This window comes from Ruegeria sp. E8, assembly GCF_056533985.1.
The window spans coordinates 215742-233457 of sequence record NZ_JBQFOY010000002.1; the positions used below are offsets into that span (position 1 = coordinate 215742).

General features: G+C 57.3%; 23 protein-coding genes and 1 tRNA gene. 16 read left to right on the plus strand and 8 right to left on the minus strand.

Annotated features, from left to right (window positions below):
* The first annotated feature begins 138 nt into the window (after window positions 1-138).
* The 10 genes from ACR0LF_RS04645 (at window position 139) to ACR0LF_RS04690 (ending at window position 8412) form a co-directional block, all read left to right on the plus strand.
* Window positions 139-1782: a CTP synthase gene (locus tag ACR0LF_RS04645; protein ID WP_480575660.1), complete on the plus strand. Its 1644-nt coding sequence runs from the start codon at window positions 139-141 to the stop codon at window positions 1780-1782.
* A 328-nt stretch (window positions 1783-2110) separates the two neighbouring features.
* Window positions 2111-2887, plus strand: coding sequence for an isocitrate lyase/PEP mutase family protein (locus tag ACR0LF_RS04650; protein ID WP_480575665.1), 777 nt, complete (start codon window positions 2111-2113; stop codon window positions 2885-2887).
* 75 nt (window positions 2888-2962) lie between these two features.
* Entirely contained in the window at window positions 2963-3256 is a 294-nt protein-coding gene (locus tag ACR0LF_RS04655; RefSeq protein WP_480575668.1) for a DUF1330 domain-containing protein, read from the plus strand.
* Between the two features lie 42 nt (window positions 3257-3298).
* The gene (locus ACR0LF_RS04660) at window positions 3299-3748 is read left to right on the plus strand and encodes a tellurite resistance TerB family protein (protein ID WP_480575671.1); all 450 of its coding nucleotides are present in this window, start codon (window positions 3299-3301) and stop codon (window positions 3746-3748) included.
* 20 nt (window positions 3749-3768) lie between these two features.
* Window positions 3769-4206, plus strand: a complete 438-nt coding sequence (locus ACR0LF_RS04665; protein WP_480575673.1) for a tellurite resistance TerB family protein — start codon at window positions 3769-3771, stop codon at window positions 4204-4206.
* Window positions 4203-4955 carry a phosphate/phosphite/phosphonate ABC transporter substrate-binding protein gene (locus ACR0LF_RS04670; protein WP_480575676.1) on the plus strand — a complete coding sequence of 251 codons (753 nt, stop codon included), beginning with the start codon at window positions 4203-4205 and terminating at the stop codon, window positions 4953-4955. The genes ACR0LF_RS04665 and ACR0LF_RS04670 overlap by 4 nt, the downstream gene beginning before the upstream one ends.
* 125 nt (window positions 4956-5080) lie before the next feature.
* Complete coding sequence (locus ACR0LF_RS04675) at window positions 5081-5857, plus strand: ABC transporter ATP-binding protein (protein WP_480575679.1); 777 nt, start codon at window positions 5081-5083, stop codon at window positions 5855-5857.
* 33 nt (window positions 5858-5890) lie between these two features.
* On the plus strand, window positions 5891-6640 hold the full coding sequence (locus tag ACR0LF_RS04680; protein WP_480575682.1) for a transporter substrate-binding domain-containing protein: 750 nt from the start codon (window positions 5891-5893) through the stop codon (window positions 6638-6640).
* Window positions 6641-6721: 81 nt separating this feature from the next.
* The gene (locus ACR0LF_RS04685; protein WP_480575685.1) at window positions 6722-7609 is read left to right on the plus strand and encodes an ABC transporter permease; all 888 of its coding nucleotides are present in this window, start codon (window positions 6722-6724) and stop codon (window positions 7607-7609) included.
* A complete protein-coding gene (locus ACR0LF_RS04690; protein WP_480575688.1) occupies window positions 7606-8412 on the plus strand; it encodes an ABC transporter permease in 807 nt (268 codons plus the stop codon). The genes ACR0LF_RS04685 and ACR0LF_RS04690 overlap by 4 nt, the downstream gene beginning before the upstream one ends.
* Window positions 8413-8497: 85 nt before the next feature.
* On the opposite strand, the gene ACR0LF_RS04695 is transcribed toward ACR0LF_RS04690, so the two are convergent.
* Both ACR0LF_RS04695 and ACR0LF_RS04700 read right to left on the minus strand, forming a co-directional pair.
* Window positions 8498-8574 (minus strand) — tRNA-His (locus tag ACR0LF_RS04695).
* Window positions 8575-8621: 47 nt separating this feature from the next.
* Window positions 8622-9104, minus strand: coding sequence for an N-acetyltransferase family protein (locus tag ACR0LF_RS04700; RefSeq protein WP_480575691.1), 483 nt, complete (start codon window positions 9102-9104; stop codon window positions 8622-8624).
* Window positions 9105-9181: 77 nt separating this feature from the next.
* Here ACR0LF_RS04700 and ACR0LF_RS04705 point away from each other — a divergent pair, with 77 nt between their 5' ends.
* A complete protein-coding gene (locus ACR0LF_RS04705; RefSeq protein ID WP_480575694.1) occupies window positions 9182-9370 on the plus strand; it encodes a DUF6324 family protein in 189 nt (62 codons plus the stop codon).
* A 1-nt stretch (window position 9371) separates the two neighbouring features.
* On the opposite strand, the gene ACR0LF_RS04710 is transcribed toward ACR0LF_RS04705, so the two are convergent.
* Window positions 9372-9803 (minus strand): MmcB family DNA repair protein, encoded by a 432-nt coding sequence (locus tag ACR0LF_RS04710; protein WP_480575697.1) that lies wholly within the window; start codon window positions 9801-9803, stop codon window positions 9372-9374.
* A gap of 114 nt (window positions 9804-9917) precedes the next feature.
* Between ACR0LF_RS04710 and ACR0LF_RS04715 the strand changes: the two genes are divergently transcribed.
* Entirely contained in the window at window positions 9918-10238 is a 321-nt protein-coding gene (locus tag ACR0LF_RS04715) for an ArsR/SmtB family transcription factor (RefSeq protein ID WP_480575700.1), read from the plus strand.
* Window positions 10235-10660 carry an SRPBCC family protein gene (locus ACR0LF_RS04720; protein WP_480575703.1) on the plus strand — a complete coding sequence of 142 codons (426 nt, stop codon included), beginning with the start codon at window positions 10235-10237 and terminating at the stop codon, window positions 10658-10660. Before ACR0LF_RS04715 ends, ACR0LF_RS04720 begins: the two co-directional genes overlap by 4 nt.
* 227 nt (window positions 10661-10887) lie before the next feature.
* Here the strand turns inward: ACR0LF_RS04720 and ACR0LF_RS04725 are convergent, their stop codons facing one another.
* Entirely contained in the window at window positions 10888-11193 is a 306-nt protein-coding gene (locus ACR0LF_RS04725; RefSeq protein WP_480575706.1) for a hypothetical protein, read from the minus strand.
* Between the two features lie 87 nt (window positions 11194-11280).
* On the opposite strand from ACR0LF_RS04725, the gene ACR0LF_RS04730 reads away from it, so the two are divergent.
* Window positions 11281-12060, plus strand: a complete 780-nt coding sequence (locus ACR0LF_RS04730) for a helix-turn-helix transcriptional regulator (protein ID WP_480575709.1) — start codon at window positions 11281-11283, stop codon at window positions 12058-12060.
* Window positions 12061-12216: 156 nt separating this feature from the next.
* On the opposite strand, the gene nusB is transcribed toward ACR0LF_RS04730, so the two are convergent.
* The 4 genes from nusB to ACR0LF_RS04750 form a co-directional block, all read right to left on the minus strand.
* Window positions 12217-12699 carry a transcription antitermination factor NusB gene (gene nusB / locus ACR0LF_RS04735; RefSeq protein WP_480575712.1) on the minus strand — a complete coding sequence of 161 codons (483 nt, stop codon included), beginning with the start codon at window positions 12697-12699 and terminating at the stop codon, window positions 12217-12219.
* Window positions 12696-13247: a 6,7-dimethyl-8-ribityllumazine synthase gene (locus ACR0LF_RS04740; RefSeq protein ID WP_480575715.1), complete on the minus strand. Its 552-nt coding sequence runs from the start codon at window positions 13245-13247 to the stop codon at window positions 12696-12698. The genes nusB and ACR0LF_RS04740 overlap by 4 nt, the downstream gene beginning before the upstream one ends.
* Window positions 13248-13249: 2 nt before the next feature.
* Window positions 13250-14371, minus strand: coding sequence for a 3,4-dihydroxy-2-butanone-4-phosphate synthase (gene ribB / locus ACR0LF_RS04745; RefSeq protein ID WP_480575718.1), 1122 nt, complete (start codon window positions 14369-14371; stop codon window positions 13250-13252).
* Window positions 14372-14470: 99 nt separating this feature from the next.
* Window positions 14471-15058, minus strand: a complete 588-nt coding sequence (locus tag ACR0LF_RS04750) for a riboflavin synthase (RefSeq protein WP_480575721.1) — start codon at window positions 15056-15058, stop codon at window positions 14471-14473.
* Window positions 15059-15200: 142 nt separating this feature from the next.
* Here ACR0LF_RS04750 and ACR0LF_RS04755 point away from each other — a divergent pair, with 142 nt between their 5' ends.
* Window positions 15201-16499: a capsule biosynthesis protein gene (locus ACR0LF_RS04755; RefSeq protein ID WP_480575724.1), complete on the plus strand. Its 1299-nt coding sequence runs from the start codon at window positions 15201-15203 to the stop codon at window positions 16497-16499.
* A gap of 80 nt (window positions 16500-16579) precedes the next feature.
* Window positions 16580-17713, plus strand: coding sequence for a polysaccharide biosynthesis/export family protein (locus tag ACR0LF_RS04760; RefSeq protein ID WP_480575727.1), 1134 nt, complete (start codon window positions 16580-16582; stop codon window positions 17711-17713).
* Window positions 17714-17716: the final 3 nt, after the last annotated feature.

The following is a 17716-nucleotide window of genomic DNA, read 5'->3' on the forward strand; positions in this document are numbered from 1 at the left end:
AAGAGAACTGCAACAGCATCTTGCGGTTCTCTTGCGCTTTTGGCGCGAATCCTTTATACGTGAAGTCCCGTGATGCAGCGGTTTTTCGGAACCGCCGGGCAGCTGATTTTGACGTCTCACGGGAGCAGCCGAAAAACTATGGCGCGTTTTATATTCATCACTGGTGGTGTGGTTTCGTCCTTGGGCAAAGGACTGGCTTCGGCGGCTCTGGGCGCTTTGTTGCAGGCCCGGGGATATTCGGTGCGCCTGCGCAAGCTGGACCCCTATCTGAACGTCGATCCCGGCACGATGTCGCCGTTCGAACATGGCGAAGTGTTTGTCACAGATGACGGGGCCGAGACCGATCTGGACCTCGGCCACTACGAGCGTTTCACCGGCGTGGCCGCACGCAAGACCGACTCGGTCAGTTCAGGGCGGATTTATTCGAATGTGCTGGAAAAAGAACGCCGCGGCGATTACCTCGGCAAAACCATTCAGGTGATCCCGCACGTCACGAACGAGATCAAGGATTTCATCGCCATCGGCGAGGATGAGGTCGATTTCATGCTCTGTGAGATCGGCGGCACCGTCGGTGACATCGAAGGTCTGCCTTTCTTTGAGGCCATTCGCCAGTTCAGCCAGGACAAGCCGCGCGGTCAGTGTATCTTTATGCACCTGACGCTGCTGCCCTACATCAAGGCCTCGGGCGAGCTGAAGACCAAGCCGACACAGCACTCGGTCAAGGAACTGCGCTCGATTGGTTTGGCCCCCGACATTCTGGTTTGCCGATCCGAGGGTCCGATCCCGACCAAGGAACGCGAGAAACTGGCACTGTTCTGTAACGTCCGCCCCGACAGCGTGATCGCGGCGCAGGACCTTTCCACGATCTACGACGCCCCTCTGGCCTATCATCGCGAAGGCCTGGACCAGGCGGTTCTGGATGCCTTCCAGATCAGCCCTGCCCCCAAACCGGATCTGGCCAAGTGGGAAGATGTCAGCGACCGCATCCACAATGCCGAGGGCGAAGTGAAGGTCGCGATCGTCGGCAAGTACACACAGCTCGAAGACGCCTATAAGTCGATTGCCGAAGCTCTGACCCATGGTGGCATGGCCAACCGGGTGAAGGTGAAAGTCGAGTGGGTGGATGCCGAAATCTTCGACACAGAAGACGCAGCCCCGCATCTGGAAGGCTTCCATGCAATCCTCGTACCCGGTGGGTTCGGCGAGCGCGGCACGGAAGGCAAGATCAAAGCAGCGCAATACGCGCGTGAACACAAGGTGCCTTATCTGGGCATCTGCTTGGGTATGCAGATGGCCGTGATCGAAGCAGCCCGGAATGCGGCTGGAATCGCAGAGGCGGGCTCGGAAGAGTTCGACCATGAAGCTGGCAAGAAGCGTTTCGAGCCGGTTGTTTACCACCTTAAGGAATGGGTGCAGGGGAACCACAAGGTTGAACGCAAAGTCGGTGACGACAAGGGCGGCACAATGCGTTTGGGCGCCTATAACGCCGTTCTGGCGGAGGGGTCCAAGGTCGCCGATGTTTATGGTGGCACACAGATCGAAGAACGCCACCGTCACCGGTACGAGGTGGACATCAAGTATCGCGAGCAGCTTGAAAAAGCCGGTCTGAACTTTTCAGGCATGTCGCCGGACGGCCGTTTACCCGAGATTGTCGAATGGTCGGATCACCCCTGGTTCATCGGCGTTCAGTATCATCCGGAATTGAAGTCCAAACCGTTTGATCCGCACCCGCTGTTCCGCGACTTTGTGCGCGCTGCGAAAGATACCTCGCGTCTGGTCTGATCCTCAGCTGGGTCGGGCTGCCGCCCACCAGTATCAATTGCACGCACATGTGCTGGAGGAAGAAGGCCACAAAGGCTGGCTGGACACACGGTTGAACCTGCTAAAACGTCTGGGCAAAGCCAACTTCACTGCGAAATTTGGATCCGGTGTGGCTGACGGGACCTGACGCCCGTCTTTAAAGTCAAAAGATACCGCAGGCATGGCCCGACATACCAGGATGGCCGTGTCTAAGGCCGTCACTGCAAAGTGACGCGCCTGATCGAGAAATTTCTATTCGGGATGCCTTCATCGGGTTAACTGTTGATGACGTAACAACAGGAGAGCTCTGATGACCGATCAAGCCCAACGCGCAGAAACCTTTGCCAGCCTTCACAAGAAAGGTGACCCGGTCGTATTGTTCAACATCTGGGACGCTGGAAGCGCAGGCGCGGTTCAAGAGGCCGGTGCACTGGCCATCGCCACTGGGAGCGCTCCGGTTGCGATGGCTCAGGGGTTTGCGGATGGGCAGAACATCCCGCTTGAAGCCGCCTTGAGCAACGCCCAAAGAATCGTGAACGCCGTAGACCTGCCTGTCACGCTGGATTTCGAAGGCGGTTATGCCGTTGATCCGATGGGCATTATCGCCAATGTACAGGCCGCTTTGGAAACCGGGGTGGTCGGCTTCAACTTCGAAGATCAGATCGTTGGCACCAAGGAGTTGTATGACATCGAAACTCAGGCCGCACGCGTCGGTGCCATGCGCGAGGGGTGCAATGCGGCAGGTATCCCCGCCTTTATCAATGCGCGCACAGACATCTTCCTGAAAGCCGCCCCTGAAACACATTCCGAGGCGATGCTGGACGATGCCATGGCACGGGCTGAGGCTTATGCGGATGCAGGTGCCAGTGGGTTCTTCGCTCCGGGTCTGAAGGACGAGGCAATGATCGCCCGACTGTGCGAGGCAACGAACCTGCCCGTAAACATCATTGCCCTGCCCGGCACCCCTGACACATCGCGATTGGCGGAACTCGGCGTCGCCCGCGTCAGCTATGGTCCGGTTCCCTATCGCCATATGATCGGGTGGCTGACGGACCAGGCGCGCGCTGCCATTCGTTACAACGGCTGAACATCCTGAGGTGATGGGATTGCATTTGCGGTCATTTCTCATCACCTTGCCCCTGAACCTGTACAGGAGGCGGACGTGACGAAAGGTTATTGGGTGGCTCATGTCGATGTGGACGACATGGAAACATACAAGAACTACATTGCCGCGAATGCAGAACCCTTTGCGGCTTTTGGCGCGCGCTTCCTGACGCGCGGCGGTGAACGTGTCGTAAAAGAAGGTTCGACACGAGCCCGAACGGTTGTGATAGAGTTTCCAAGCTATGAGGACGCGCTGGCCTGTTATGAAAGCGAGGCCTACCAAATTGCCAAAGCCCTGCGCGACCCGGTTTCGGTAGGCGATCTTGTGATCATTCAGGGCTATGACGGGTAGTCTGCGCTTGGCGCACCACAAAATATGGAATAATCTGTAGCCATGTTGAAAAAGTTCTTTCAGGCGCTCAGACCGCCGCAGCATGAACATCTGCCAGACCCGGATGCCGAGCTTGCATTGGGCGCGCTGATGGTGCGCGTGGCGCAGGCAGATCGGGATTACAAACTGGAAGAGATCAGCCTGATCGACAAAATCCTGGCCCGCCTCTACCAGCATAATGCAATCGAAGCGGCCAAGGTTCGTGCCACGTGCGAAAAGCTTCATGCAGCCGCGCCGGAAACCGATACCTTTGGCAAACTGATCCGCGAGACCACGGATCTGAAGGAACGGCTGGCAGCGCTGGATGCGTTGTGGGAGGTCGTTCTGGCCGACGGAACATCCGACGAAGGAGAGATGAAGATCGTCGAAGAGGCCCGTGTCGCCATGGGGCTGAGCTTTAATGACAGTCAGGCTGCGCGTGAACGTGTTCAAAGTCGCTTGGATGTGAGTTAGGCGCTCGCTATATCTAACCCATGTTCAGTGACTTTCTTTCCAGGCTCACGCAGCCTCAGCCCGATCCGCTTGTCGAAGATGATGCCCGCCTGGCCCTGACGGCCCTGCTGGTGCGTCTGGCCCGTTCCGATAATGACTATTCCGATACCGAGATGGCCCGAATCGACCGAATCTCGGCGGAACGCTTTGGCCTGTCCCCGTTCGAAAGTGCCGCCCTGCGCGCGCGTGCCGAAGATCTTGAGGCAGAAGCCCCGGACACGGTCCGCTTTACCCGCGCCATCAAAGAAGCGGTCGCCTATGAAGACCGTTTGGCGGTCGTTCAGGCGCTTTGGTCGGTGGCTCTGGCTGATGGGCACCGCACGGGCGAAGAAGACTCGCTGCTGCGTCTGGTTGTCAGTCTTCTGGGCGTCAGTGACGTGGATTCCGCCTTGGCGCGTCAAAGGGCTGCAAAATCGTGACTGCGATGCTGGGCATGTATGACATGCCTGCGGTGCGATCTGCCAATGACCGGTTCTGGACCTTGATTCGCGCCCACCTTGGGTTCGGACCCGAACGCCTAACACGCGACAGAGATGTATGGCAGGTCTGGCGGGATCCGAATTTGGTTTTGGCACAGACCTGCGGGATGCCGTTTCGAACCCGGCTGCACGGTGATGTGCAACTGGTCGGAACCCCGGACTATGGTCTGCCCGGATGTCCCCCCGGACATTACTGCTCGGTCTTTGTGGTGCGCCGCGACGACCCTCGCGATCTGACAGAGCTTTGTGACGGCACCTTTGCGTATAATGAAGCGCTGTCGCAATCCGGCTGGGCGGCCCCTGTTACCCATATGTCAAAGGCAAACCTGCACCCCGCCGCGCTTCTGGAAACGGGTGGACATGCGCTCTCGGCCGGGTCGGTTGCAGATGGCAGGGCTGATTTCGCCGCTCTGGATATGCTGACCTGGCTGATGCTGCAGCACCACACCGATCTTGGGGACAAGCTGCGTGAACTGGACAGGACAGACGCCACCCCAACCCTGCCCTACATCACCGCACCAGACCAAAACCCGCAGCTCATCGCGGACGCCATCCGTACCGCGATTGACCATCTGGACGATGGCGATCGACAGTTGCTGCATATTCGAGGGCTGGTTGATATCTCGGCCGCGGACTACCTGGCTGTTCCCACTCCACCTGCGCCAATAGCAGCGCAATTCGACGACTGACCAAATTGTCTTCCAAAACTGATCAATTTGACTGTTTCTCAGCTTGATTCTGTGTTTTGCACATTGCAAACAGCCTATTTTTCGGTCCTAGTACCGCACCAACGCCACCAACCACTGGACTGCCCGTGACAGAAACTGCTCCCGTCATTGAAATCAAAGACCTTCACAAAAGCTTCGGTAATCTGGAGGTGTTGAAGGGAGTGGACATAACGGCGCATCGCGGCGACGTGGTTTCCCTAATCGGGTCGTCCGGGTCAGGAAAATCGACTCTTTTGCGATGCTGCAACCTGCTGGAAGACAGTCAGCAAGGTGAGATTCTGTTCAAAGGCGAACCGGTCAAGTGGTCCGGGCAAAGCCACGGGCGTCGCCCCGCCGACCCTAAACAGGTTCTTCGCATCCGGACCAACCTTTCGATGGTGTTTCAGCAATTCAACCTGTGGGCGCACATGACCATCCTGCAAAACGTGATGGAGGCCCCGGTCACCGTTCTGGGCCGCGACAAGGCCGAGGTTGAAGACAGCGCGCGCAGGTATCTGGAAAAGGTTGGCATCGGCGACAAATGCGACGTCTACCCGGCACAGCTGTCCGGTGGTCAGCAACAGCGCGCTGCCATCGCGCGCGGGCTTTGTATGGAGCCCGAGGCGCTGCTGTTTGACGAACCGACCTCGGCGCTGGATCCGGAACTGGAACAGGAAGTCATCAAGGTAATCAAAGATTTGGCCGCCGAAGGGCGCACCATGATCATCGTGACCCATGACATGAAAATGGCGGCCGACATTTCAAGCCACGTTGTGTTTCTGCATCAGGGCCTGATCGAGGAAGAAGGCTTGCCCGAAGATATCTTTACGTCACCCGAATCCGAACGGCTTCGGGGCTTTCTCTCCGCCACTCAGGCGGCTTAACTTCAAAAACAGAACCAAACTGGGGAGTAACCAATGAAAAACCTGATTCTGTCTACTGCAGCACTGGCGCTGACCGCTGGGATCGCCATGGCCGACACTGTCCGCATGGGCACCGAGGGCGCCTACCCTCCGTACAACTTCATCAACGATGCCGGTGAGATCGACGGGTTCGAGCGTGAAGTGGGCGACGAGCTGTGCAAGCGCGCAAACCTGGAGTGTGAGTGGGTCAAGAACGATTGGGATTCGATCATTCCAAATCTGGTCTCGGGCAACTACGACACCATCATCGCCGGCATGTCGATCACCGACGAGCGTGACGAAGTCATCGACTTCACCCAGAACTACTTCCCGCCTGCGGCATCGGCCTATGTCGGTGCATCGGACGGTGTTGATGTCTCAGGCGCTGTTGTTGCAGCACAAACCGCGACCATTCAGGCTGGCCATGTGGCTGAATCCGGCGCGACTCTGGTCGAGTTTGCAACTCCGGAGGAAACCATTGCAGCCGTTCGTAACGGCGAAGCCGACGCCGTCTTTGCCGACAAGGACTTCCTGGTGCCGATCGTTGAAGAATCCGGTGGTGAACTGGTCTTCGTAGGTGATGATGTCCCACTGGGTGGCGGTATCGGCCTTGGCATCCGTGAATCCGATGGCGAACTGCGCGGCAAGTTCGACGAGGCCATCACCTCGATGAAGGCAGACGGCTCGCTGAACGAGCTGATCGTCAAGTGGTTCGGTGAAGGCGTTCCGACCTACAACGCTGACGGTTCAGTCGTAACAAACTAATCCGTCTCATATGGTTCGGCGCGCCAGACGCGCCGGACCTTGCCCAGTTGCACATTGGGCACGACGTTCGAAAGACGCTACATGTTTTCCTACTGCGCTGATCCTGACACGCTGGGCACGTTCCGCTGGTTTTCCTGCTATTTGACCAACGGCGTTCACTGGTCCTTCTACCTGTCTTTCCTCAAGGTTTTGGGGTTGCTGGCTGTGACCGCGCCCGTTGCATTGAGCTTTGGATTTATCGGCGCCATGGCTGCCCGCTCGCATTTTTTGCCCGTCAGCTGGTTGGGCAAAGGATACATCGCCATTGTCCGCGGTGTGCCCGATATCGCATTTTTCCTGTTTTTCGTCATCGCTCTGGATCAGGTGTTTGAATGGACACGCCACAAAATCTTGTGCCCCGACTGGACCGACCCAATCCGGCAAGGCAATGATTTCATCGTCTGTCAGGCCGCCAAACTACCCTTGGGAACCGCACCGGAATGGGTGCACGAAACCTACGGTTTTTTTCTGGCCATTATCACATTCTCAATCGTTTTCGGCGCCTTTGCTGCAAACGTCCTGTTCGGCGGCATGCGCGCCGTACCGCACGCCCAGCTTGAAACCGCCGAAGCTTATGGCATGACCCGCCGCCAGACCTTCTGGCGCATCCTGGTGCCGCAGATGTGGGTTTATGCCCTGCCCGGCCTGTCGAACCTTTGGATGGTGTTGATCAAGGCCACGCCATTGCTGTTCCTGCTGGGCATCGAAGATATCGTTTATTGGGCCCGCGAGTTGGGTGGCACCAAAACGTCGAAATTCACGCAGTACCCTCATGGCGATTGGCGGATGTGGTACTTCCTTTTCCTGCTGGTCTTCTACCTCGGCATGACCCGTGTCTCGGAAATTGGACTTGAAAAGCTGATGCGCCGGTTGTCCCACGGTCAGGCCACTTCCGGTGGCGAGCTTCTGCGCAAGGAGACCACAGCATGAGCTGCTTGCAAACAATTCAGGATTACGGTCTGCGGTCTCTTGGCATCGGCGAGCGTCTTCTGCCAAAGAATGACTTCACCCTGTGCGAGCAGTTCACCCTGATCGGTTCCGGCATGATCTGGAATGTTTATTTCGGGATCATGGCACTGGCGACCGGGTTCTTTCTTGCCACGGCCCTGGCCGTCGGCAAAGCCTCGACAAACAAATGGCTGCGCAAACCTTCGGAATGGTTCATTTTCCTTTTCCGGGGCTCACCTTTGTTCATTCAGTTCTTCTTTGCCTATTTCTTCTTCCTGTCGCTGAAGAAGTCCTACCCGATGTTCGACGCTTTCACCTCGGCCTGGTTGGGTGCGCTGATCGTACTGTTCCTGAACACCGCTGCCTATTCGGGCGAGATTTTCTATGGCGCACTGCGCTCGATCCCCAAGGGCGATATCGAGGCCGCGGATGCCTATGGCATGTCCGGCTGGGCTCGGTTCCGACGGATCGTCTGGCCAACCATGCTGCGGCTTGCGTGGCCTGCTTATACGAACGAAGCGATCTTTCTGTTTCACGCAACCACGCTGGTATTCTTTTCGGCCTTCCCGGCGTGGCAGCAACGCGGAGACGCGTTGTATTACGCCAGCTACTTCGCTGACAAAACGTTCAACCCGTTTATCCCCTACCCAATTCTGGCCTTCTATTTCATCCTGCTGACACTGGTCGTCGTCGGGGGCTTTGGCCTGATCAACAAACGCCTGAACAGGCACCTGCCGGTCGCAAGGCAGGCGAAGATGCGGTTCAAACTCAATCTGGCGCGCTGATCGACAGCGCGCCTGACGCTTCAGCCTTCAAAGCCAAACGATTCAGCGTTCAATCGCGCGAACAACCCACTAGATTTGAGAGAAGTGGTACCGCCTCCCTGGCTTGAACAGGGGACCTCTGGATCCACAATCCAGCGCTCTAACCAACTGAGCTAAGGCGGCACTTGTGAAGGGCGATGTACCGAACGCGCCGGGGGAATGCAAGAGGATTAAAGTCGAAATTTCCAGCTTTGTTCGACAAGATCGACCCCAAAAGAATGCACCGATTTGCTGTCAACCAATTCCCAACCAAAGGCCTTGTACAGCGCACAGGCGGCGGTATGGCTTTCATGTGTCCACAGAACCATTTCCTGGTATCCTGCCTCACGCGCAAACGCTGTACAGGCCTGTAGCAGCCGTTTCCCAAGCCCCAGCCCTCGGGCCTCGGGGACAAGAAGAAACAGTCGAAGTTTGGCTTTGGTCTGATCGAGACTCACACAGAAAATACTGCCAAGGCGCTGACCGTCCCGTTCGGCGATCCATCCCATTTCGCGGTTTGGATCGTGGGATGCAATGAAATCGCAAAGAATGCGCGCCACCAAGGGGCCAAAGCTGTCATCAAACCCTTCGTCACGTGCATATAGCGTGCCGTGTTGTTCGATCAGCCAAGGGGCATCATCGGGGCGAAACGATCTGAGAACGACGTCATCCATGACTTATCTGACCGCAAAGGTGACTTGATTCTCAACCCCGTGCGCGCTAGCAGAAATGCTCAGTCTCGGAGGCACAGATGGGCATCAATACCGAACGCGATATTCAGGCAAACCTGCAAATCGGTCCCACCGATCAGGGTATGGTGCGTTTGTTCATCGAAGCTGACGGCGTGGAAATTCCGATGGACTTCGAGCCTGAAGAAGCCGAAGAGATCGCGGACGAGATTCGCGCTGCCGTACAGGCCGCTCTGGCTGTCAAAGGCTGACTTACAAACGTGGGTCGCGCAGCGCGTGCAGACGGCGCGCTGCATCAGTCGCAAATTTCTGGATCATCTTTTTGCGCCGTGCAGGGGCAAGCTTGTCCTCGGGTGCCATGCGTACAATCTCAGCGTCATAGGCATCGGCAATGATCAAACCCGTTTCATCTGGCAACAGATCGGTTGGAAACTCGGTATCCACGGCCCAAAAAAATCGGTCGCACCAATCCAAATAACCCTGCCATTTCGAATCCGACTGATAATCGGCCCGGCTGGATTTGCATTCGATCACCCAAAGCTCACCCTTGGGGCCCAACCCCATCACATCGACGCGCAACCCGCGCGCCGGAACAAATTCCTCAACAGAAACAAACCCATGTGCCGCCAGATGCCGCGCGACGCCGCGCGCCAGTTTCTGTCCGGGTTGCAAGTCCAAAACCATATCTCAAATGTGAACAATTAGTGAACAAATGTAAAGCACCGCTTCCAACTTGACATGATACCTTCTGGTACTGCATTAATGTGATACCAAATGGTAACTCATTTGAGGGTGCTTATGGAAAACCAAACTCAAAACGCGTTTCGTGCGCTTGCTGATCCAACCCGCAGGGACATCGTGCAACTGCTCGCGGCTCAGGACATGACGATCGGGCAGTTGACCGACCGGTTCGACATGACCCGGGCTGCAGTCAAGAAACACCTGACGGTGCTGTCTGATGGCGGATTGATCTCGGTCGAAGTGCGCGGTCGCGAGCGCGTCAATCGACTTGAACCTCTGGGGATGGCCCCGGTTCTCGACTGGCTCAGTTACTTTGACCAGTTCTGGGACGATCGCCTCAACTCTCTCAAGGAAGCTGTTGAAAGGAAATCAAAATGACCGAAGCTGTATTGAAAAAATCAATTTTTCTCAGGGCCGAGCCGGAAACCGTTTGGGCCTATCTTACAGATCCTGATCGCCTGGCGGAATGGTTCCACAAACCGGAGCGACCGCTGGCCGAGGGCCAAAAGCTTGAGATGTTTGGCACCACCAGCGGCGATTTGTTGATCTGGGGTGAGGTTCGCGTCGCTAAACCTCCAAAATACCTCGAGTATACGTTCACAGTAAAACCCATGGGCGACGCCGTCAGCACGGTGAAGTGGACCTTGGAGCCCGTGGCAGGCGGCACGCGCCTTGAGCTGCTGCACGAAGGTCTGCCGCAGGGGGTCGATGCCTTTGGCCTGATCCTGTCACTGGACAAAGGGTGGGACGAACACTTTGGCAAGATGCGCGTGGCGCTGCACGAAACTGTTGATGCCTGACCCGCTGACGAAACCCCTTGTGCGAACCCGCCTGACGCCCTACTTAAGCGATTGGCGGGTTCTGCCCTTCTTGTGACAGGTAGCATTCTGGTGGCCTTAAGCAATTCCGAGGGGGCTGGCTCTGTTCAGGTCCTGGCCTGATTACCCGGCGCCCACCTGTACATACAGGTCCTCGGGAATCAAACCGCACGGTTGCTTGGCGGTCCCGCCGCACTTTCCCCGAAAAATCAGCGCCCTGCGCGGGCTTCCTGCTTAACGGTCGCCGGTTCAAATCGATGCACGACCGGAGACCCCCGGCGTGGACCCTGCGGTTTTTCCGCCATGCTCATGATCTTGTAGGCGAACTGAACGCCTGCAAAAACAATACCGTTCATGAACCAGATCATCACCAGAGCGACCAAGCCGACGTCAGAGCCAGTGATCAGGTTCCGCAGGTTCGCGACGTTCAGCGCCAGCAGAACCCCTACGAACACGGCCGAGATGACAAAACCCCAGACAACTTGGGTAATATACAGGCGGATCAGTTTCGGCATCGCATCTCTCCTTGCCTATCGCGATTATGATAGCGCATGCTCGGGCGCAGTAAACCAAACCGGGTGCGGCAATTTAACGGAGGCGCAATGAACGCACTGGACCAATTCGTTCTGGACCTTATTGACGACTTTTCAACATATCCGATTAACGCAGACCGCTGGGAATTCACTCTCAACCGACTGTCTGAACTGGGCATCAATGCACTGAACATGCTGTGTTTCACTCCACAGACCGGACAAATTCACTGGGTGCGCAGTTCGATGTCCAAGCCTTGGCTGGACCAGTATGAACGCGGCGGGTATGCCGAGGCTGACCCGATGCTGGCGCAGGTCTTCAATGGCACCGAAAGTCTGTATGTACAAGCCGCCAGCCTACGTGCCGAAGACGGTCACACAGAACTGGCCGTGGGGTTGAATCACGGGCTGAGCGACGCGGGCTATATTCACCTTTTCTCGCTTATCGTCCCCTGCCCCGAAAACGAGGCCAAACTGGTCGTTCTGGCCTCGGACCGCCCCGAAATGCATGAGGTGATGGCCGGGCAGGATCGCAGTATGCGCATTCTGGCGACTGTTCTGGCCACCAATCTGGGGGCCGAAACCCCTGACGAGCACGGTCGGGTCTACGATATCGCCTCGCTGGTTGATCGGGTGCTAGAGCTGACGCCTCGCGAAACCGAAGTGCTGACATTGCTGGCGGAAGGCTTACGCAATGAAAGGATCGCAGACACGCTGAACCTGTCCGAGATCACGGTCCGCGCCCATCTGCAAAGTGCGCGGCAGAAACTGCAGGCTCCGACCCGTGAATCCGCTTTGGTACGGGCAATGCAGCTGGGGCTGATCGCACCCACACCCTATCGGAATCGATAACTAGCACCGACGGTCAGAGACGCTAGAGTCGGAACACCGTGGATAAAACCTGTGAGTGGTCGAAATCGTCGGTGTATTTGAGCATATATTTTAGAAGCTTAGGCGCGGATTGGTTACAAGGCCACCGCGCCTTATTTTATCACTGCTCTGCTGCTTTCAGAACGCTTCGGGCTTGGCTTCGCGCGCCATGTGGTCAAGTACGGCATTGACGAATTTGGGCTCTTTCCCTTCCGGGAAGAACGCGCGTGCGACATCCACGAACTCAGTGATGACAACCTTGGGTGGTGTGTCGCTTTGGGTCAGTTCGGCACCCGCTGCACGGAATACAGCGCGCAAGGTAGGGTCGATACGCGCGATGGGCCATTTGGCAACCAGAGCGCGGTCGGTCATCTGATCAATCGGGGCCTGATAGTTCACAGCGTTGTCGACGAGCGACCGGAAGACCGAGATATCGCCGTCCAGCATCTCATCCCCCTCATAGACAGCGCCGAACCGATGATCCAGAAACTCGTTCACAACCTGCTCGGTCGTCTGGCCCGACTGCTCCATCTGGAACAGCGCCTGCACGGCGTACAGCCGGGCGGCGGATTTCATCAGGCGTTTCTGGTTGGCCGGCTTCGGCGCGTCTGTCTGGGTCATGCTGTTGTGGGTCCGTTGCTGTCGCCCGCCACAAGGATGGACTCGGACGGCGGCTTAAATCCGACGCCCTTTTTGGAAGAGCCCCACTTACGGCTGAGTGCGATCAGATGCAAGGCCGCAGCGGCCGCTCCGCCGCCTTTATTCATCTTTTCAGGATTTGCGCGGACTTCAGCCTGATCATCGTTTTCAACAGTCAGGATGCCGTTGCCGATACACAGCCCTTGCAGTCCCATCAACTGAATGGCGCGGCTCGAGTCGTTGCAGACTGTTTCGTAATGCGTGGTCTCACCACGAATGACGCAACCCAGCGCGACATATCCGTCGAAGTTGCATTGACGGTCGGCCATGGCAATCGCGGTGGGAATTTCCAGCGCACCGGGGACTTCGACAACTTCACAGGTTCCGCCAGCGGCTTCGATCTCGGCCCTAGCGCCAGCAATCAGGTTGTCGGCTATGGCACGATAGAACGGAGCCGCCACGATCAGCAGCTTCACCGGCTTGTCGAAACTGGGTGTCGGCAGAATGCCATGTTTGTCTTGTTCAGCCATGATCAGTCTTCCTTCAGGATCGAGCGGGTGCCGACGATGGACAGGCCAAACGCATCAAGCCCCAGATACACGGTTTCCGGCGAGTCGGTCAGCAACACCAGTTCCTGAATACCCATCTTAGACAGGATTTGCGCACCCAGGCCGGTTTGTTTGATGGTGCGCGGGCCTTCGTCGTCGGCGGCGTACAGTGAATTGCGCGGCTGGCGGAACAGGCAGACAACACCCCGGCCCTCCTCGGCGATCTTTTCCATCGCGCGCGGCAGTTCGCGCGAGGATTTCGGGCCAAGCCCCAGAATATCCGGTGCTTCGTGCAGGGCGTGGGTGCGGGTTAGAACGGGCTCGGGCGTGGTGATGTCGCCCTTGACCATGACAACGTGTTCGATGCCATGGGTCTGGTCGGTGAAAATCCGCATTTCCCACTCACCGCCATACTCGGAAGTGACGGTTTCACGCGAGGTCTCAACCACCAGATTATCGTTGCGCGAGCGGTAGCTGATCAGATCACTGATCGTGCCAATCTTCATGTCGTGCTCTTTGGCGAATTCCACCAGATCAGGCAGACGCGCCATGGTCCCGTCGGCTTTCATGATCTCGCAGATCACGCCCGACGGGTTCAGCCCCGCCAGACGCGAGATATCAACGGCGGCCTCAGTATGTCCCGCGCGCACCAACACCCCGCCCCGCTTTGCGCGCAACGGGAAGATATGGCCCGGGGTAGCGATATGCGCCATCGTGTTCTGTTCATTGATTGCAGTCGCCACGGTCAGCGCACGGTCAGCGGCAGAGATGCCGGTGCTGACACCTTCACGCGCCTCAATCGACACAGTGAACGCGGTCTCATGCCGGGACGAGTTGTTGACGGCCATCATCGGTAGACCCAAGGCATCCACCCGTTCCGCCGTCATCGGCAAACAGATCAGTCCGCGCCCATGGGTGGCCATGAAGTTGATCGCCTCGGCATCGGCAAACTCGGCGGCAATGACCAGATCGCCTTCATTCTCACGATCTTCGTGGTCGACCAGAATATACATCCGGCCTTTGCGGGCCTCTTCGATGATGTCTTCGATCGGGCTGATCGCGTCGCGCAACTCGGCCTCGACCGGGCCTGGGGTTTCAAAGCTCATGGGGCAGCCTTTCACATGGCATGTTTGCACGGCGGAATAGACCACTGAGGGCCCAAAGACCAGTCCACAAACGGCGATGGTGTTGTCCGACGCGACGTATCAGGACATCTCGGCCAGGCGGGCCACGTATCGGGCCAGCGTATCGATCTCAAGATTGACGCGATCACCAACGCCTATATCGCCCCAGGTTGTGACCTCTTTGGTGTGGGGAATGAAGTTGATGCCAAAATCGCAATCATTCACGTCATTCACCGTCAGCGATGTGCCGTTCAATGCAACCGAGCCCTTGGGGGCAATGAACCGCGCCAGTTCCTTTGGAGCGCGCAAGGTAACACGGGTGCTGTCACCTTCATCCTCAACCGCAACCACTTCGGCCACGCCATCCACGTGCCCCGAAACAATGTGGCCGCCGAGTTCGTCACCGACTTTCAGCGCACGCTCCAGATTAACGCGCTTGCCGACCGTCCAAGTATCGAGGTTGGTTTTCGAAACCGTCTCGGCGCTGATCTGAACGTCATACCAATCGTCGCCCAGCGCGATCACAGTCAGACACACGCCGTCACTGGCGATCGAGGCGCCGATATCGATACCTGCCGTGTCATAGGCTGTCTTGATCCGGGCCCGCAGATCCCCCTGCTGCTCCAGTTCGGTGACAGTGCCCATGTCGGTGACGATCCCTGTGAACATTCCGTTAACCCTCAGTTCCTAACCTGTGCCTGACTTGCACCGCCGAGGTAAGCGTAACCGGCCCTTCGGGCAAGCCCCACCTTGCCGTAGATCGCCCAAACGGGCATAGTTTAGGCAACAAAAGCAAAAAAGAGCAGTCGGGATGCCTTACACAACCTCAGGCTCTCATAACCGGGTCTTTCTGTTCCTACAGGGACCTCACGGACCGTTTTTCTCGGCCCTGGGGCGTATGTTGCGTGGCACGGGGGCGCAGGTCTGGCGGGTTGGCTTCAATGCCGGTGATCAGGCTTTTTGGTTCGACAAGGCAAGTTTTATTCCCTTTCAGGACCAGCCAGAGGACTGGCCGCTGGCGCTGAACAGGTTGATCACCGAAAAGAACGTGACAGATATCGTTCTCTATGGGGATACAAGACCGATTCACGCGCGCGCGATTGAGATCGCAAAGTCGCGCGGGGTGACTATCCACGTGTTCGAAGAAGGCTATCTGCGTCCCTGGTGGGTGACGTATGAGAGGGACGGATCGAATGGCAACTCTCGCCTCATGTCACTGGATGTCGACCAAATGCAATTGGCTTTGGCGCAGTCAGACAGCAAAACACCCCCGCCCCCATCGCATTGGGGGGATATGCGGCAACATATCTTCTACGGTGCCCTTTATCATTGGTTCGTGATGTTCCTGAACAAGCGATACCTTAATTTCCGACCCCATCGGGAATTGTCAGTATCGCAGGAATTCCGATTGTACTTCAAACGCCTGATGTTGATGCCGGTTCATCGCCTGCAGCGAAGCATCGCGACGGCACGCGTCAGGTGGGGTGGTTTCCCATATCACCTCGTTCTGCTGCAGCTTGGGCATGACAGCTCGGTTCAGGCCCATTCCGATTACTCCGGCATGTGCGACTTTCTGGAACAGGTTATCGCGGGTTTTGCACAGGGCGCCCCGGCTCATCACAGGCTGGTGGTGAAAGAGCACCCGTTGGAAAACCATCGTGAACCCTTGCATCGCCGCGCCATGGAGTTTGCTGAAAAACACGGTATCCAAGACCGGGTTCACTATGTCCCCGGTGGCAAACTTGCGCGATTGCTGGATGAGGCGAACTCAGCTGTCACCGTAAACTCCACAGCGGGGCAGCAGGTTTTGTGGCGCGGCATTCCGCTGCGCATTTTCGGACGCTCGGTTTATGACAAGCCCGAGTTTGTCTCGCGGCAGCCGATCGCGGATTTTTTCGCTGAACCCGATGCACCCGACAACAAAGCCTATCGCTGTTACAGGCGGTTTCTTTTGGAAACCAGCCAGGTGCCGGGCGGTTTTTACTCTCGCCGCGGCCGCAGGCAATTGTTGCGCCGCGCCGTCGACATGATGCTGAACACCAGCGATCCCTACCAGTCCATTCTGAACAAGAACGAGGCGCAGACGCCACAGTTGAAAATCGTCGAATAGTTCAAACGCTCTGTGACTGGAAGTTGAACGACTTACCGGGTAGTCTGCCTGCAACTATAAAAGACTGAGGATATCCGGCAGTGCAGTTCTCTCCTAAGCGATGGATGCGGGGGGTTTCCCTTGTGGCCGCAATCGGCTTGCTGGCAGCATGCCAATTGCCGAAATCCGGACCAAACAAATCCGAAATTCTGGCCGGTGCCGTCCAGAACGGAGGCAATGCATTTGTCGTGGAAGTCGATGACCGGGTGACACGCGCCACCTCTGCCGTACCTCAGTTTGGATTCTCCTCCTCTTTCAGCAGTGCCCAGACTTTGACGGCAGATACTGTCCGCCCCGGCGATGTTCTTGGCCTGACCATATGGGAAAATGTCGACGACGGTTTGCTCTCTGGCGAAACCGGCGCGGCGACTGCACTGGATGAAGTTCAGGTCGACAGCGAAGGGTTCATCTTTGTCCCCTATGCAGGCCGGATGCGGGCCGCTGGGAACACACCGGAACAGCTGCGCGTGCTGATCACTAACAAACTGCAGGAACAAACACCCGATCCACAGATCGAGGTTCGGCGGGTTGCCGGTGACGGGTCCACGGTCTCACTGACAGGAACGGTCGCAACACCGGGCATCTACCCGATCGAACGGCCAACCCGTTCATTGCTTGGCATGTTATCTCAGGCAGGCGGGGTTTCTGTGGCGTCTGATATCGCTCTGGTAACCCTGATCCGGGGGGACCAGAGGGGAACCGTCTGGTATGAAGACCTGTTCCGCAATCCCAAACTGGATGTGGCGCTGCGCGGTGGCGACCGTATTCTGGTGGAAGAAGACAGCAGATCGTATATCGCGCTTGGTGCCACGGGTGGCCAGTCGCGCGTGGCATTTGAAAGCCAGGACCTTTCCGCGCTGGAAGCCTTGGCGCAAGTCGGCGGATTGCTGACGCTGTCCTCGGATCCGACCGGCATTTTCATTCTGCGCAAGGAAAGCCAGGACGTCGCCCGCAACATCACCGGCCGCGCCGACCTGACGGGCGACCAGCGCATGATCTACCTGCTGAACCTGACGGCCCCAAACGGTCTGTTCATCGCGCGTGATTTCGTGATCCGGGATGACGACACGATTTACGTGACCGAAGCACCCTATGCCCAGTGGAGCAAATCAATCTCTCTTATCGCGGGCGGCCTGACGCCTATTGCAAACGTCGCCACGCTGACCGGCAACTGATGC

Bases quoted from the DNA above. Each gene is read 5' to 3' on its own strand.
- ACR0LF_RS04705 (WP_480575694.1), top strand. From the start codon at position 9,182: ATGGGCATCAATACCGAACGCGATATTCAGGCAAACCTGCAAATCGGT.
- ACR0LF_RS04740 (WP_480575715.1), bottom strand. From the start codon at position 13,247: ATGGCTGAACAAGACAAACATGGCATTCTGCCGACACCCAGTTTCGAC.
- ACR0LF_RS04725 (WP_480575706.1), bottom strand. From the start codon at position 11,193: ATGCCGAAACTGATCCGCCTGTATATTACCCAAGTTGTCTGGGGTTTT.
- ACR0LF_RS04700 (WP_480575691.1), bottom strand. From the start codon at position 9,104: ATGGATGACGTCGTTCTCAGATCGTTTCGCCCCGATGATGCCCCTTGG.
- ACR0LF_RS04730 (WP_480575709.1), top strand. From the start codon at position 11,281: ATGAACGCACTGGACCAATTCGTTCTGGACCTTATTGACGACTTTTCA.
- ACR0LF_RS04660 (WP_480575671.1), top strand. From the start codon at position 3,299: ATGTTGAAAAAGTTCTTTCAGGCGCTCAGACCGCCGCAGCATGAACAT.
- ACR0LF_RS04710 (WP_480575697.1), bottom strand. From the start codon at position 9,803: ATGGTTTTGGACTTGCAACCCGGACAGAAACTGGCGCGCGGCGTCGCG.
- ACR0LF_RS04680 (WP_480575682.1), top strand. From the start codon at position 5,891: ATGAAAAACCTGATTCTGTCTACTGCAGCACTGGCGCTGACCGCTGGG.
- nusB (WP_480575712.1), bottom strand. From the start codon at position 12,699: ATGACCCAGACAGACGCGCCGAAGCCGGCCAACCAGAAACGCCTGATG.
- ACR0LF_RS04645 (WP_480575660.1), top strand. From the start codon at position 139: ATGGCGCGTTTTATATTCATCACTGGTGGTGTGGTTTCGTCCTTGGGC.
- ACR0LF_RS04750 (WP_480575721.1), bottom strand. From the start codon at position 15,058: ATGTTCACAGGGATCGTCACCGACATGGGCACTGTCACCGAACTGGAG.
- ACR0LF_RS04720 (WP_480575703.1), top strand. From the start codon at position 10,235: ATGACCGAAGCTGTATTGAAAAAATCAATTTTTCTCAGGGCCGAGCCG.
- ACR0LF_RS04685 (WP_480575685.1), top strand. From the start codon at position 6,722: ATGTTTTCCTACTGCGCTGATCCTGACACGCTGGGCACGTTCCGCTGG.
- ACR0LF_RS04755 (WP_480575724.1), top strand. From the start codon at position 15,201: ATGCCTTACACAACCTCAGGCTCTCATAACCGGGTCTTTCTGTTCCTA.
- ACR0LF_RS04715 (WP_480575700.1), top strand. From the start codon at position 9,918: ATGGAAAACCAAACTCAAAACGCGTTTCGTGCGCTTGCTGATCCAACC.
- ACR0LF_RS04665 (WP_480575673.1), top strand. From the start codon at position 3,769: ATGTTCAGTGACTTTCTTTCCAGGCTCACGCAGCCTCAGCCCGATCCG.
- ribB (WP_480575718.1), bottom strand. From the start codon at position 14,371: ATGAGCTTTGAAACCCCAGGCCCGGTCGAGGCCGAGTTGCGCGACGCG.
- ACR0LF_RS04650 (WP_480575665.1), top strand. From the start codon at position 2,111: ATGACCGATCAAGCCCAACGCGCAGAAACCTTTGCCAGCCTTCACAAG.
- ACR0LF_RS04690 (WP_480575688.1), top strand. From the start codon at position 7,606: ATGAGCTGCTTGCAAACAATTCAGGATTACGGTCTGCGGTCTCTTGGC.